Source organism: Parabacteroides sp. KHUB-03 (assembly GCF_056640975.1).
On record NZ_CM153257.1, the window covers coordinates 779,210 to 795,220 of the forward strand.

The window sequence follows — 16,011 nt, forward strand, 5'->3', positions numbered from 1 at the left end:
GAGCTAATCTAAATAGACCGTTTGCGAAGGATTTTTATAGTAACCGAACATCTGTTTTATTTGTTCGGGAAGTACTCGCTCGAGAGATAATGGAGGAAGTTGGTCTAATTTGAAAAAGCCTTTTCCCAGAATATCAAAGGTTTCGTTGAATGTCCCCCCGGTTATCCTGCAAAGAATAAAGAATTTGTACACGTAAAACGGAATAGCAGGGTGAGGATGTTTGCTCATATCCATGACGGCTAATAGCCGGACAGCTTCTGCGTCGAATCCGGTTTCTTCCTTTACTTCTTTTATGGCAACCTCTTTAGGTGAGAATCCTACATCCGACCAACCGCCGGGAAGAGACCAAAGTCCGTCGGCTTTCTCGCGCACAAGCAGTATTTCGTCTTTTTCGTTGAATATAACAGCGCGAATATCAGCCTTAGGTGTGGTATATTCTTTTAAGGGATGATAGCATGCATGCACAGTTTCGTTATCTATTCCGGCAGAAAGGGCGGTTATTTTATCACTGATTTGTATCAGTTCTTCATACCGCTCGATGTCATATTCGTTATCCGAATAGGTAAGTCCGTTTTGGGCTAAAGCCCGGATGCGTTGGGAAAAAAGTATCAGTTCTTTTTCTTTTTCCATAAAGATGAAAATTTAACGTTGTAAATAATATGCAGGATCGATATAAGAAACATGATAAATGGAGTCGCGTGTCAGGGATATGCGGCCGATTACTAATTTGATTGAATCCAGGTCTAGTTCAAAAATTTTAGAATTAGCACTGTCTGGTATCGTATCGGTTGCTGTAAGGCCTATTTTATACATTTGATGGAGTAAAAAAGTGTCTATTTGTTCTTTGAACAGCAGGTTTTTGTTCCCCTGGTACACATAAAATGTATCATAAGCCTGATCTGTCCAAATTCCATCGGTCATGTCGGTACCTACAAGTTGTATGGTTTTATAGTCTTTTATCTCTATTGCGTTGTTATTGTTTAAATCGACGTAAGACGGATAAACATATTTTTCCTTAGACTGTGTATTACCTCTTGCAGACTGTGAAATACGTTCGATATCGGATGCGGTTATTCCTGGTATATAGGTGACGGACGATAAAAGTATTACTGCCAGGCATGCGATGTATAAATAATGTGCTGTACGTTTGAATATGAACATGATGGCTGTTCCGGTTAGGATTAACCCTGTTACGACCAGATATACGCGTGGTTCAGTGTAACCATATTCGTTGATGCGGTATAAAGATCCGACCCAATACATGATTAGTGCCGGAAAAACAGCCAGGCTGGCATGACGATAGAACCATTCGTAATGACGTTTTTCCAGAAATTCCTGACATCCTTTTAACATAAAAGTAGCCGAAGTAAAACTGACTACAATATAAGCTACTGCTCCTTTGGGTAGCGACCATAGGACGGTTATCTTAATAAAATAAAGATATAATATGACAGCATATATCAATAGGGCGGGAGAAAGGACATAGTTCATCAGTACATTAAAAGTTTTGTTGCCAGCATAGTTTACATTCTCTTTTCTTTGGTTGAACATGAGAAATAGCAAAGGCATTATGCCGAGATAAAAAAAGCAGGAAGAGTAAGAAATATAATCATATTCGTGGCCTTCCCATATTTCAAAAATATAACTGATGGAATAATAGATGGAAAGCGATAATAGCCACGCAATGGATGCTAATACGGCGGCTGAAAGTAAAGCTCCTATATAATGAATCCCTATTTGCATAAATGCATTGTTGTCTTTCTTCCAGCATCCAGCCAAATAGGCTAGTTGGATAGCAATAAGGCTGACCAGATAGGTTGGATAATGTCTGGAGATGTCTATGAACAGGAATGGCAGGAAAGACAGTGCTGATAGGTAATAGAGCCAACGTCGTTTTTGCCATGTTAGTTGGTTGAGGATGTAGGTAAATAAGAAGATAACCGGAAAATAGAGTAGCGCCATTTCTGTATTTTGGCCTTTATAATTATGATGGTAGCATCCGATTATAAAGAACAGAATGGAAAGGAATACTTCCATCGGATTACCTTTTACAGCTTCTTGCAGGCGGGCAATGAATATTTCAATTCTTTTTTTCATGTGCATAATTAAGTTATATGTTTAGAACGTATAAAGATAGGAGATATTATTCTCCTTACAGCGGGCTTCAGTCAAAATAGAAATTAAATAATCTCTATTTGGTATAAACTAAAATTCTAGTGGCTTGTTTTATTATAAAATAATTTCATTAAAACGAACCATTATGATTTTAAGTAGAAAACTATCAGATGCTCTGAATGAGCAAATAAATGCAGAAATGTGGTCGGCTAACCTGTACATGTCTATGTATGCGCATTTTCTGGTTCTTGGACTCGACGGATGTGCTCATTGGATGCGTAAACAGTCTGAAGAAGAAACAGAACATGCTTATCGTATGATTGATTATTCGGTACAGCGTGGCGGACAGGTAAATATCAGTCCGGTTAATTCGGTTCCTACAGCTTGGGGAAGTCCGCTTGAAATTTTTGAACACATATATAAACACGAAACCTATATTTCTGAACTTATAGATAAACTGGTTGATGTTGCTTCTGTGGAAAAAGATAAGGCGACACAGGATTTTTTGTGGGGATTTGTCCGTGAACAAGTGGAAGAAGAAGCAACAGCTAAAAATATCGTTGAAAAATTAAAATCGTATGGCGAACACCATATTGCCATTTTAGATCATCAGTTGTGTAAAAGAAGCTAAGAAAAAACAAAGAATTAGAGGTTGAAAGTATAGCTTAAAATTAAATAAATACTTATTTTTGCAATAAACATTTCACAATCATTGTGTCAAATTAATATTGAAAGGGTATAATGCTATGATTTTAAGTAAAAAACTAACGGAAGCATTCAACGTTCAAGTGAATGCAGAAATGTGGTCGTCTAACCTCTATTTGTCGATGTCAGTGTATTTTCAGAAAGAAGGTCTGAATGGTTTTGCTCATTGGATGCGTAAGCAAGCCGATGAAGAAATGGAGCATGCCCACAAAATGATCGATTTCGCAATAGACCGGGGTGGTGATATTACAATCGGTCAGATAAATGTTGTCCCGTCTGCATGGGGCAATCCATTGGAAGTTTTTGAACATGTCTATAAACATGAAATACATGTTTCTGAAATGATCGATAAAATGATGGATATAGCAGAAGCCGAAAAAGACCATGCAGTTAGAGATTTCTTGTTTGGTTTTGTGCGTGAACAGGTGGAAGAAGAATCGACGGCTAAGTCTATTGTTGATGAATTGAAACATTATGGCGAATGTCATTTTGGAATAATGGATCATAAACTAGGAAAGAGATAATGTGAAATTTGTATATTTGAAACAATTTGTTGTATATTCTGTTCAAGAAAGGTTGCATATTATATGCAACCTTTCTTATTTGTGTTAAATTGATACTTTTTTAGTTTGAAAATATATTAAATGAAATTTATTTTCTAGATTTGTCTGTCTTGAATATCAAAAGAATTTCAGAAAACTATATACTGGTATATATGGCCTCAGTATCTAATATCAAACAAATTATTTCGGAAGTAATAGCTTTGCTTTTCAATTCAGAGGAAAAAGATGCCATAGAAAAAGCAATGAAAATACTTATTGACTTTTTTAATGCTGATTGGGTTTATGTCGCAACTTTTGATACTGAATATAAAGTAGCTGATTTTTTGTATGAGGTTACAAGTACCTGGGTCGATACTTCCAAAGAAGATTCATCTGTTTTGTCTTATGAAACAATACCATGGATGATTGATACTCTTATTTCCGGAAACGATATTGTACTTCACGATATTAAAGATCTGCCCGAAGAAGCACATATAGACCGGAAATTATTTCAAAAGCAAGGATTATTGTCTATGTTGGTGTTGCCGCTTTCTTTTCATGGAAAAATCAGAGGCTTTCTTGGTTTTGATGCTATTCGTGTCCGCCGCCAATGGACATTGTCAGAGATAGAAAATGTTCGTATTATCTCGAATATATTCTCTATTATTATAGAACGTCAGAATGTCCTGGAGAATATTCAAGATTCCCGGAAACGTTTATTACAAAGTAATATGCGTTTTCAGATGATATTTTCTAACTTGCCTGTTGGAGTAGAATTATATGATACGGATGGATTCCTGATTGATGTAAATGAGGCAGATGCCCGGATTTTTGGGAGTCGCCGGGAATGTTTGTTGGGAATTAATTTATTTGAGAACCCGAATCTTCCTGTAAATGTTGCCGGTTGCTTAAGACGATATGAAAATTTTGATTTGCCTGTTACTTTTCATTTCGATAAGATTGGTAATTATTATTGCAGTACTATTACAGACCGTGTTAAGTATCTTCAGATAAGAGGGTTGATTTTGCATGATGAAGAATTGGGGAAGATTGGCTATTTGCTTATTATCAGTGATAATACAGAGAACCGCCTGAAAATGGAGATGGAAGAGAAACTGAGAAAAGCGGAAGAAGAGAAACAGAAGGCAGAGCTTGAGATGGAGAAAATACGGGAAGCGGATAAGTTGAAATCGGCTTTTCTGGCTAACATGAGTCATGAAATCCGTACCCCGCTTAATGCTATAGTTGGTTTTTCCGGAATTATGGCAGAAATGGAAACTGTTGAAGAACGTCGTTACTTTCAGGATATAATCAATAAAAATAACGAGTTGTTACTTCAGCTGATATCTGATATTCTTGATTTTTCGAAAATAGAAGCCGGTGTCTTGAAATATCAGAAAAAAAGTATAAATCTGAAACACATATGCCAGGGAATAGCTAATATATACATGGCATCGGAGTTTACCCATTTGCGTTTTGTTTTTGATAAAGATGCCCATCCTGATTTATTGCTCCATACAGATGAACAGAGAATCCGGCAGATTATTATAAACCTTATTTCGAATGCGTATAAATTTACAGATAAAGGGCAAATTGTATTATCTTATAAGCTTGTGGGAGAATTTGTTCAGATTTCTGTTACAGATACAGGTATAGGTATTTCTCCGGAATATCACGATAGTATATTTGAGCGATTTGTGAAAATAGATAATTTTAGCCAGGGAACAGGTTTAGGTCTTCCTATTTGTAAAACAATTGTAGAAGCTTTGGGTGGAAAAATAGGGCTTGAGTCGGAGTTGGGAAAAGGTTCCATTTTCTGGTTTACACTTCCTTTGTTTTCGTATTGACTGTAAGGAGATAAATATTTCCTATATTTGTATGCATAATTAAAAGCCAATGAAAACTACTTGTTATGAAAACACGACTTTCTTTTCTTTTGTTCTTTTTGGTTTGTGGCCTGGCATGTATGGCACAAAATGAATTTGATACTTATTTCCTTCCCAAAAGTCTGCGGATAGATTTTGCTCTTAGTGGAAATGCCAAATCTCAGTCGGCTGCAATTCAACAGTTTCGGGAAGAACCCGTTTGGGGAGGACCTCGGAAAAATTTGATAGATAAGTTTAATTATGGCGGATATTATGTGAATATATATAACAAGGCCGATAATCGACTGATTTATTCTCGTGGTTTTAATACGTTGTTTGAGGAATGGCGTACTACGGAACAGGCTGATAAAGAAACACAGTCATGGACAAATAGTATTTCTGTTCCATATCCGAAAGCTCCGGTTTTGATTGAAATTACTGCCCGGGATAAGAAAGATATGAAATTTCATCCATTATTGAAAACAGGAATGGATCCTTCCAGTATTTTTATTGATCGTGGAAAACTGAAGGATAATAACATTACTCGAGTTCAGTATAAAGGAAATCCGGCAGAAAAAGTAGATATGGTCTTTTTGGCTGAAGGTTATACAAAAAACGAACAAGATAAGTTTATTGCAGATGTTAAGCGTTTTGCCGAATCGTTATTTAAAACCGCCCCTTATGATAAGTATAGGGATGATTTTAACGTTTGGGCGGTTGGGTTAATTTCGGAAGACTCCGGTACGGATATCTCGGGTCAAGGCGTTTTTAAGAACACGGCACTTAACTCGGGTTATTATACGTTCGGAATAGACCGGTATTTGACAACGCCTGATATGAAATCTATTCGTGATGCCGTTTGGAACGTACCCTGTGATGCTATTTTTATTCTTGTGAATGCAGATACGTATGGTGGCGGAGGTATGTATAATTTTTATGCAATGGGTACGGCGGATAATGTAAAAACCCAAGTTGTGTTTGTTCATGAATTCGGACATAGTTTTGCAGGATTGGCAGATGAATATTTCGCATCTTCTGTTGCTTATGTAGATTTTTATAATCTGAAATATGAACCGTGGGAACCCAATATAACAACATTAGTGAATTTCGAAACTAAGTGGAAAGATTTGCTGCCGGATAATACTCCGGTTCCAACGCCATTGGATGATGAAAATAAAGATAGAATAGGGGTGTTTGAAGGCGGGGGCTATATTGCTAAAGGTATTTATCGTCCTATGGATCATTGTATGATGCGGGATTATGCACCATTCTGTCCGGCTTGTAGCCGGGCTATTGTGCAGATGATAAATTTCCTGACCGATAAAAAGTAAAGATATTTTCCGTATGTTTGTCCGATATAACGACAAGATATTATGCAAGTACATCATATTATAGCAGGCATTTGTCTGACTTCTTTTATTGTAACTTTACCTCTTACAGCGCAGGAATATCAAGCACCTTTTGATTTTCCGATCCTATTGAGCGGAAATTTCGGAGAATTAAGAAATAATCATTTTCATTCGGGGATAGATTTTAAGACACAGGGTGTTGAAGGTAAGCCTGTGCATGCTGTAGAGGAAGGATATGTTTCCCGCATTTCGGTTAGTCCCTGGGGATATGGGAACGGACTTTACTTGACTCATCCAGATGGAACAACTACGGTCTATGGGCATTTGAATAAATTTTCTAAAAAGATTGCCGACTATGTGAAAGAGCAGCAATATCAAAAAGAGAGTTTTAATGTGGACTTGAGTCTTACCCCTGATATTTTCCCGGTGAAAAAAGGTGAAATAGTAGCTTTGAGTGGTAATACGGGAAGCTCGGGAGGACCTCATCTGCATTTTGAAGTACGAGATACGGAAACGGAAGAAGTGCTTGACCCGATTGACTATTTCAGGGATAAAATCACAGATACACGGGCGCCCAAAATACAAGGTGTTATGATTTATCCTATATCAGGGCAAGGTGTTGTGAATGGCAGTAGCAAGAAACAGGAGTTGAAACTTATTACTTCTAAAGATGGAAAACAGGCTGTTACAGGAAAGTTGGAAGCGTGGGGTGATGTCGGGCTGGCTGTTAAAGCATATGATTATATGGATAACACTTCCAATATTTATGGAGTGAAAGAAATTACTTTATTGGCAGACAGCCAGGTTTTGTTTCATAGTAACCTGGATCGTTATGCATTTGATGAAACCCGTTATCTGAATAGTTTTACGGATTATGAGGCCTGGAAAAACAAACGTTCATTTTATATGAAAAGTTTTATAGAACCGGGTAATCGTTTGCGGTTTATGGAAGGAATAAACCGGGGTATACTTTCTGTGGACGAACCGAAAACTTATCATTTAATTTATAGGTTGTCCGATACATTTGGTAATACGACTCAACTTTCCATATGGATTGAAGGAAAACAACAAGCTATACCGGAACCGGATACTTCCGGTGTAGAGTTTTTCCATTGGGGAAGCGATAATAAGTTTGGTGCTAAAGGTATACGGCTTACTATTCTACGTGGCAGTTTATATGACGACGTGTTGTTCAGATATGAGGTGAAAGAAGATGAATCTGCATTGTCTGCAATCCACGTTTTGCATAATCAGCCGGTTCCATTGCATAAATCAGCACAGTTGTCTCTGCGTTTGCAACATGACACTTTGGAAAATAAGCAACAATATGGGGTGGTACGTGTACAGAATGGACGTGCATCCTGGATGGGCGGAGTTTACAGGAATGGTTGGATAGATGCTGACATTAAAGAATTGGGGAGTTATATGATCAAGCAAGATATAAAAGCTCCGGTTATCACGCCTCTGAATCCGGCAACCTGGGTAAACAAACGAAGCATTGCTTTCCGGCTGTCGGACGATTTAAGCGGTGTGCAAACATATAAAGGAACTGTAGACGGGCAATTTGTATTATTTGAAATGAATAATAAATCTGTAATTACTTATCGCTTTGATAAAGAAAGGTTGAAACCCGGCAAACATGACCTTGAACTTGTTGTGACAGATGCTTGTGGCAACCAATCTGTTTATAACCACACGTTTAATTGGTAGATAAGATACTGGCTTGAATTTGAAACCATTTTAACATCGAAAATCATAGTTGAAAGATTTGTTTAAATCAATTAATTCGTATATTTGTTTTCTTTATAATAGAGTAATTTGTTCAACAACAAACACAATATAAACATGGAAAACAACGAGTTATTGGAAATGGTCAGAAGTAAGGCTCAAGGATGGCTTACTAAGAGTTATGATGCCGAAACACGTGCGCAGGTACAAGCTTTGTTAGACAACGAAGATGCTACGGAATTAATAGAATGTTTCTATAAAGATCTGGAATTTGGAACAGGCGGCTTGCGTGGAATTATGGGTGTTGGCTCTAACCGTATGAATATTTATACTGTTGGTGCTGCTACGCAAGGCTTATCTAATTATCTGAAAAAAGAATTTGCTGATTTAGATCAGATAAAAGTCGTAATTGGTTACGATTGCCGTAATAATAGCCGCAAGTTTGCTGAAATATCGGCAGATATTTTTTCTGCAAACGGTATCAAAGTTTATTTGTTCGAAAATCTTCGCCCTACACCTGAAATGTCATATACTATCCGCAAATTAGGGTGTCAAAGCGGAATTATCCTGACTGCATCCCATAATCCGAAAGAATATAATGGCTATAAAGCATATTGGGATGACGGAGCACAGATGATAGCACCGCATGACCGTAATACAATTGCCGAAGTAAATAAAATACGCAATGCCAGCGATATCAAGTTCAAAGGCAACAAAGAATTAATTGAAATTCTTGGTAAAGAAATCGATGATCAATATATTCACGATCTGACAACAATATCTTTGTCCCCGGAGTCGATAGTCCGTCATAAAGATATGAAGATCGTTTATACTCCGATTCATGGAACAGGCGTTAAGTTGGTTCCTGATGCTTTGAAAGCTTTTGGATTCACGAACATTATTCACGTTCCTGAACAAGACGTTGTAAGCGGAGATTTCCCAACTGTTGTCTCTCCCAATCCGGAAGAACCGGCTGCGTTATCTATGGCAGTAGAAAAAGCAAAAGAAACAGATGCAGAACTGGTATTAGCTTCTGACCCGGATGCAGACCGTGTAGGTGCAGCTGTTAAGAATAACGAAGGCGAATGGGTTCTGTTGAATGGTAACCAGACTGCTTTGATGTTTGTTTATTATTTGATTACCCGCTGGAAAGAACTAGGTAAAATTCAGGGCAAGGAATATGTTGTGAAGACAATTGTAACAACGGAAACAATTCGTACTATTGCAGAACGTAATGGTGTGGAACTGTATGATGTTTATACAGGTTTCAAATGGATTGCCGATGTAATGAAGAAGAATGAAGGCAAGAAAAACTACATTGGTGGTGGTGAAGAAAGCTATGGTTTCTTATGCGAAGACTTTGTTCGTGATAAGGATGCTGTTTCGGCCTGTGCTATTCTTGCAGAAATTGCTGCCTGGGCAAAAGACCAGGGATTATCATTATTCCAATTGTTACAGAAAATTTATGTGGAATATGGATATTCAAAGGAACAGGGAATTTCTGTAGTGAAGAAAGGTAAGAGCGGGGCAGAAGAAATAGAAGCTATGATGAAGAAGTTCCGCGAAAATCCATTGCAGGAAATAGCAGGTTCAAAAGTGACATATTTCTATGATTATGCTTCGCTGAAAGGTCATAGTTTTGCTGATAATGAAACTTTATCTCTGGATATGCCTACAACTTCTAATGTATTGCAATATTTTACGGAAGATAATACGAAAGTCTCAATCCGCCCTTCAGGAACAGAACCTAAGATTAAATTCTATTGCGAAGTGCATTCTAAGATAAACAGTGTGAATGATATTCCGGAAGCCGAAAAAGCGGCTGTCGAAAAGATCAATCAGATTAAAGCATCATTAGGTATTTAATCGATTGTTAAATTTATAAGATTGAATAAGGAGGCTGTCTAACAATCAAAGTTAGGCCGTCTCCTTTTTTTGAATACCCATTGGATATTCATAGTTATGAGTTGGAAAAATCATAACTATGGTTTTCTAAACTCATATCTTTTATTTGTGTTCTCTCTTTTCTTCATGTTCTTCAAATTTCTTTTTTTCCCCTTCAAAGAAGCGTTTTACTTTCCCGAAAAAAGACGAAATACCTTTTGCGACATCTTGTTCTGTTTTTGATACACCGACAGAGGCTGCAACTGCCGGACGAAGAAGCTGCCATAGGTAATTGAATGTTGAATGATATGGATCACGTTCTATGTACATGTTTATGTATCGGAGTTTGCTGTCTGCCTTTTCCGGATGGCTCGGATTGTTATCCCTAAGTAATAGATTGGCCAAACCTGATAGAAATGCGTTGCTGTGAATTTCGCCATTCTTCTCTTTCTGCAAAGAAACTTTAAGGTTGCGATATGGAAATTGCAATTCTATTTCCCCGCCTTTACTGGATGCATCCATATTAAAAGAAAATCCGTTAGTCCACCCGCTTTTTATTTCGGCTGAAACCAGCGGTGTGATGATTTCATTTAGTGCGGTTAAATTCAGACTATCCATTTGGGCATGTAGTAAAAACCGGTCGTTTAATGAATCAACCGGTAATTTCCAGGTAGCCGCAAAGTAACCTTGCCCCATTAGTTTACCGTTTGCATCTAGCCGTATGTATTGATTATTGGAGGAGATGATGTTTGTCAAACCGGCAAAATGTCCGTTCATATCTGTAAAATAGATCTTTCCCGGCAATGTTCCTTTCTTTTCCAGTTCTTCATAAATAACAGAGAAATTTTTTATGTCTGCATTCCCAATAGTGAATAGAACCGGTGCTTTTTGAATAAAAGAGTAAACCATCGGGACGATATGAGGTTCGACATAAATCTTTTTGTTTTTAAAATTCTGCAATAATACATCTTTTATTTTCAGATTTCCTATTTTTAATTGATTATGAGTGAAGTAATGTGGTATGTCAATATCTGTCAGTGAGATATTTCCTATTTTTACATCAAACCAATCTTTATGTTGTGGTTGTTTATAAGCAAATTCCATTTTAGGATATGGCGATACTAGATGTAAGCTATCCAGTATTAGCTGGGATTGCTTCAATTTCAAAGTTCCGATGTTTAAAAAGTAAAAACCGTTGTCTAATGGAATTTTTATGTCTTTTGTCTGGAAATAAATGTCTTTTAGATTATATTTTTGTTTGATATTATCTATATAGACTCCTGTTAATTCCAGATCAAAAGGTGAAATTATCTCATCTGTTTTTGTACTATCGTTGACTATGTTTATGTATTCAAAACGACCTTCTGTTATTTTAATTTTATCTAACACGACCTGATTTGTAAAAGAACCGAGTTGCTTATAAATGTTTTTAATGTTAAATTGGGCTTTGCTGGACTGTGGTGGTAATATTTTCTTTTTTTGATACCATTTGAAAGTAAGTTGGGGCCGTACAATTGTTAGTTTTCCCATATTTAAGATACTTAAGTTTGTGCCTTTTTTATAGAATAGGCCATTTAAGCCGACAGAATCTATTTGGCCGGAAATATAATCTTTGTGTGTGTTTGTAGATATAGGATTTAATTTTACTTTGTTTATCTGGAAATGTTTTGTTTCTGTATTTAACATCATGTTTTCTATCTGGAAGTGATAGTTATGTGCCGGCATCATTCCATTTATTCCTGAGGCATTGAATGAAAAACTGCGAAAATATCCCAGATCATATTTTTCAAACGAAAGAGAATCGATTAGAAATTCATTCCCCCGGAAACTAAAATTGTCCACTTGATAAATATCCTTGAATTGATGTTTGGATTGGGAATAGTTGAGGTGTGCATCGTTGACTGATACTTGATGAATAGATACACTATGCAGTACTGGGGAAATAATATCATATAAAGATAACGCCTGTACGATTGAATCTGTTTTTGCAATATCTGTTGAATCTTTATTAGAACCTGATTTTTCATTTACCAGATTGAATGCTTCTATGTCAGGATTTGAAATATTAAAGGAATGTGCTTCTAAGTAATTCAATGCATGTTTACGTTTAAAGAAAACACCTTTTGCTTCGATGTCATGTATATTGGCCAGTAGAAAATTGTCAGGCTTCTGTTTTCTTTCGTTCCATAATTTTTCTTGGGGAAGAATGCGTATATCTTTGATGTATATGATTGAATCTTGGGTGTCTAATGCGATACTATCTGTTTGGAGTAAAAAATCATTGTTTGTCAGTAATGTCTGGGGGCGATTGGTTTTAAAGTCAAAGTTGTCGCAATATAATAACTTACCGTTTGTGGATGATAAAGAATCCAGCCAGAAACCATATCCGTGGAAGCTAACATTGTTAAGTGCATATATAATAGGTGTGGACGAGTTCTGGACGGTATAAAATATACTGGCATTTTCCAGGTTAAGTGTACGGACGCTTAATACATTAATGTAAGGTGATATAATTTCGTATAATGTTTTTGATTTGCTGTGTTTTATCTCTGCTGCTGTGTGGTTGGCATAAAATGGGCTGAATAGATGTATTTCGGGTGACTTGATTTCGAAAGATTGAAAATGCAACCTTTTAAAATTCCAGCGCCAGGTAAGGTTTACACCTCTGAAACCAATAGTTCCGACTTTTGCATTGATATATATGTCGGGCAGGCTGTCTTTTGATTCCCATAAATGAAAGGTTGCCGGGTCGGGGGTAAAAGATACGCCGCTGATTTTCAATTCGCCTTTAAAAAAACTGATAGACAAATCATTAAAAGAAAGTTTGTAAAAACCGTCCGTCGCTTTAGAAGTTCGTTCAACCAGTTCCTTTTTAAGGAATCGTTCCAGGCGATTGGTTAAAACCATGTTCAGGACGAAAAGGACAGCTGACAGTAAAATGACAGATGAAACTATAGATTTTATTAGCCTTTCTATTTTTCGCCCTTTCATAGATTTTTTTCCGGATAAAAATGCCTTGTATAATAGAAAACAAGATCAGTGAAGTTATGTTCCCGGATTTATTCTCTATTTCTGCAAGCCGTCAAAAAGAAGTGCGATATTGGATGTGAATAACCTGACCGAAATAGCTAACAGAATAATACCGAAGAATTTCCGGATCATATATATGCCGCCTTTCCCTAATATTTTTTCCACTTTAGCCGTCATGCGGACAACAAAATAGACCCATATCATATTTAATATCAAAGCAACTAAAATATTGATAGAAGCATATTCGGCTCTTAGCGAAAGTAATGTAGTAAATGAGCCTGCTCCAGCTAATAAAGGAAAAACCAGAGGGACAAGAGTTGCTTCTTTTATAGGGCCTTGATTCTTGAATATTTCAATGTCCAGAATCATTTCTAATGCCAGCAGGAATATGATAAAAGAACCTGCAACTGCAAATGATTCTATGTCTACGTGAAACAGTTGGAGTATATAATCCCCTACATAGAAAAATCCTACCATCAGTCCAAATGAGATCGTTGTAGCTTTCAGTGCATTAACGCCTTTTCCACGTCGTTTTAGTTCTACAATGATAGGAATAGAGCCAATAATGTCGATTACGGCGAATAAGACGATAAAGGCACTTGCCATCTGTTGGAAATCAAAATTGGATAACATAGCTTTATTTATTTATGATTTTTGTTTTGTCTTTTATTTTTTCTCAGGCATGTATTTCCAGAAACGCTCCGGCATGTTTTGCCTGTGAAGTTTAGGATTTAAACGCTCCTTTATGGCAATCGATTTGAAATAGGCCGACCACATTTGTTGAAATAGTTTTTCGTCTTTATCCATTATATCTTCACTTAATAAACCCGAAATGAGATGTGAATCTTTATTTTCGAAGTGTACTTCTATTGTTTCCTGCAAATCATAATAATAACCATATTCACGTTTTAAATCGTAAAGAAGCCATCTCTGATCGGCGAAACGGTCTGTTAAATGTGATAAAGTGAGTGGTAATACGTTGTATAATGGTGCTAATGCTGCAAAATAAGTTCCGTCGGAAGCTTTCTGGAAACGTAAAAATTGTATGACACGTAAACGTTCCTGACTCACTTTTTTCCATATTTTTGAGACTTCAAGTACATCCGGGTCTCCCAGGTTATATTCTATTGTTTTCGGAGCATCAATTGCCTTGCGTATATAACGAAACAAAAGCATGTCTACTTCCGGTAGTTCCGACAACCACGTAATGCTTAATCCGGACAATGACAATTCTGATATTTTTTTCTGCAGTCCTTTCCATACACGTTCTGCTTTTGTCCCATCTGTATATATAGTTACAGCTTCATCGTAGAACAGCGGTAGAGGTTCCTTTTCTGTTAGTAAAACATCCGGGAATGTCCGGCGGGTATAAGCGTCGAATACTGCGGTTAGCAAACCTTCAAATGTTTTGTCATAAATAAAAATAATCATCTGCTATTCTTGAAACTGTATTATCAATTGTCGGTCGTCTGTTTTTGTGTTTGCTTTTTTCGTTAATATCTGCCGTAAAGCCTCGGGACTCACTTCGTTTATTGTCTTTACCGGCAGTTCGCGGCAGGTAATGAAATACTGGGCTTTTTTCATAACAACACCTATTTTCTTTAATTGTTCACTTCCAAGGTTTGAATATCGGCGGGAGACAATGATTATCTGGGCTGATTTTATACCTATTCCGGGTACGCGGAGCAACATCTCATAATCGGCTTTATTTATATCTACCGGAAATTTTTCAGGGTGACGTAGTGCCCATGAAAGTTTCGGGTCAATTTCTATATCTAAGTCAGGATATGTGTCATTCACGATTTCATCAACTTTAAATTGATAAAAACGCAACAACCAATCGGCTTGGTATAAACGGTTTTCGCGGACTAATGGCGGTTGTTTTAGTGCAGGCAAACGGTTGTCGTAAGAATTGACAGGAATAAAACCTGAATAATAAACCCTTTTCATTGTTGGTCTCTGATAAAGAGCAGAGGAAAGATGCAAAATATCTTTGTCTGTATCTGCTGTTGCGCCAACAATCATTTGTGTGCTTTGTCCGGCTGGGGCAAAACGTGGTGCAGAGCGGAAACGTTTTCTTTCTTCAGCGCTTTGTAATACACCTTGCTGAATGTAGCGCATAGGTGTAAATACGCTTTGGAAATCTTTCTCAGGCGCTAATATTTGCAGGCTTTTTTCATTTGGTATCTCTATATTCACACTTAAGCGGTCTGCATATAGTCCTGCTTCATTGACTAATTCCTGACTTGCTCCGGGAATGCTTTTCATGTGAATATAACCATTAAAGTGATAAATTAAACGAAGGTCTTTTATCGCTTTTACAAGTCGTTCCATTGTGTAGTCCGGATTACGGACAACACCTGAGCTTAAGAAAAGTCCTTCAATATAATTACGACGATAAAATTCGATTGTGAGGTTAACTAATTCGGTTACGGAAAGTGTTGCCCTCCGTATATCATTGCTTCTACGGTTTATACAGTATGCGCAATCGTATATACAATAATTGGTGAGCATAATTTTCAGAAGGGAAATGCAGCGTCCGTCTTCGGCAAAGCTATGGCAAATACCCCAACCGGCAGCACTGCCGATACTTCCGTTCTTATGTGAACGTGAAGTTCCGCTGGAGGCACAAGATACATCGTATTTTGCTGATTCGGCCAGGACTTTCAATTTTTCAAGAACTGTTTCATTCATTTTATTCCGAAAATTATTTTTACAAATGTAACAATATTGGGTGAACAAATATAGGACTTCTGTAGATTTAACAAGAGTGGTTATATAAAAAGGAAGAGC

At 37.0% G+C, this 16,011-nt stretch carries 12 protein-coding genes; 6 read left to right on the plus strand and 6 right to left on the minus strand.

The window, feature by feature from the left end:
• Window positions 1–3: 3 nt before the first annotated feature.
• Both ACYIB7_RS03325 and ACYIB7_RS03330 read right to left on the minus strand, forming a co-directional pair.
• Complete coding sequence (locus tag ACYIB7_RS03325) at window positions 4–630, minus strand: NUDIX hydrolase (RefSeq protein ID WP_099463362.1); 627 nt, start codon at window positions 628–630, stop codon at window positions 4–6.
• A 12-nt stretch (window positions 631–642) separates the two neighbouring features.
• Window positions 643–2,097 carry a DUF4153 domain-containing protein gene (locus ACYIB7_RS03330; protein WP_480338087.1) on the minus strand — a complete coding sequence of 485 codons (1,455 nt, stop codon included), beginning with the start codon at window positions 2,095–2,097 and terminating at the stop codon, window positions 643–645.
• Between the two features lie 166 nt (window positions 2,098–2,263).
• Between ACYIB7_RS03330 and ACYIB7_RS03335 the strand changes: the two genes are divergently transcribed.
• The 6 genes from ACYIB7_RS03335 (at window position 2,264) to ACYIB7_RS03360 (ending at window position 10,170) form a co-directional block, all read left to right on the plus strand.
• Entirely contained in the window at window positions 2,264–2,746 is a 483-nt protein-coding gene (locus ACYIB7_RS03335; protein ID WP_480338442.1) for a ferritin, read from the plus strand.
• Between the two features lie 115 nt (window positions 2,747–2,861).
• Complete coding sequence (locus tag ACYIB7_RS03340) at window positions 2,862–3,344, plus strand: ferritin (RefSeq protein WP_103984054.1); 483 nt, start codon at window positions 2,862–2,864, stop codon at window positions 3,342–3,344.
• Between the two features lie 191 nt (window positions 3,345–3,535).
• Entirely contained in the window at window positions 3,536–5,209 is a 1,674-nt protein-coding gene (locus ACYIB7_RS03345) for a GAF domain-containing sensor histidine kinase (protein WP_480338088.1), read from the plus strand.
• Window positions 5,210–5,274: 65 nt separating this feature from the next.
• Complete coding sequence (locus tag ACYIB7_RS03350) at window positions 5,275–6,558, plus strand: M64 family metallopeptidase (RefSeq protein WP_103984056.1); 1,284 nt, start codon at window positions 5,275–5,277, stop codon at window positions 6,556–6,558.
• A 42-nt stretch (window positions 6,559–6,600) separates the two neighbouring features.
• Entirely contained in the window at window positions 6,601–8,286 is a 1,686-nt protein-coding gene (locus tag ACYIB7_RS03355) for a M23 family metallopeptidase (RefSeq protein ID WP_103984057.1), read from the plus strand.
• A 135-nt stretch (window positions 8,287–8,421) separates the two neighbouring features.
• Entirely contained in the window at window positions 8,422–10,170 is a 1,749-nt protein-coding gene (locus tag ACYIB7_RS03360; protein ID WP_099463356.1) for a phospho-sugar mutase, read from the plus strand.
• Window positions 10,171–10,311: 141 nt separating this feature from the next.
• Here the strand turns inward: ACYIB7_RS03360 and ACYIB7_RS03365 are convergent, their stop codons facing one another.
• The 4 genes from ACYIB7_RS03365 to ACYIB7_RS03380 all read right to left on the minus strand — a co-directional run bounded on the left by ACYIB7_RS03365 (window position 10,312) and on the right by ACYIB7_RS03380 (window position 15,912).
• Window positions 10,312–13,179 carry a hypothetical protein gene (locus ACYIB7_RS03365; protein ID WP_103984058.1) on the minus strand — a complete coding sequence of 956 codons (2,868 nt, stop codon included), beginning with the start codon at window positions 13,177–13,179 and terminating at the stop codon, window positions 10,312–10,314.
• A 75-nt stretch (window positions 13,180–13,254) separates the two neighbouring features.
• A complete protein-coding gene (locus ACYIB7_RS03370) occupies window positions 13,255–13,851 on the minus strand; it encodes a MarC family protein (protein ID WP_099463354.1) in 597 nt (198 codons plus the stop codon).
• 33 nt (window positions 13,852–13,884) lie between these two features.
• Window positions 13,885–14,649, minus strand: a complete 765-nt coding sequence (locus ACYIB7_RS03375; protein ID WP_103984059.1) for a TIGR03915 family putative DNA repair protein — start codon at window positions 14,647–14,649, stop codon at window positions 13,885–13,887.
• A 3-nt stretch (window positions 14,650–14,652) separates the two neighbouring features.
• Window positions 14,653–15,912, minus strand: a complete 1,260-nt coding sequence (locus tag ACYIB7_RS03380) for a putative DNA modification/repair radical SAM protein (protein ID WP_103984060.1) — start codon at window positions 15,910–15,912, stop codon at window positions 14,653–14,655.
• Window positions 15,913–16,011 lie beyond the last annotated feature (99 nt).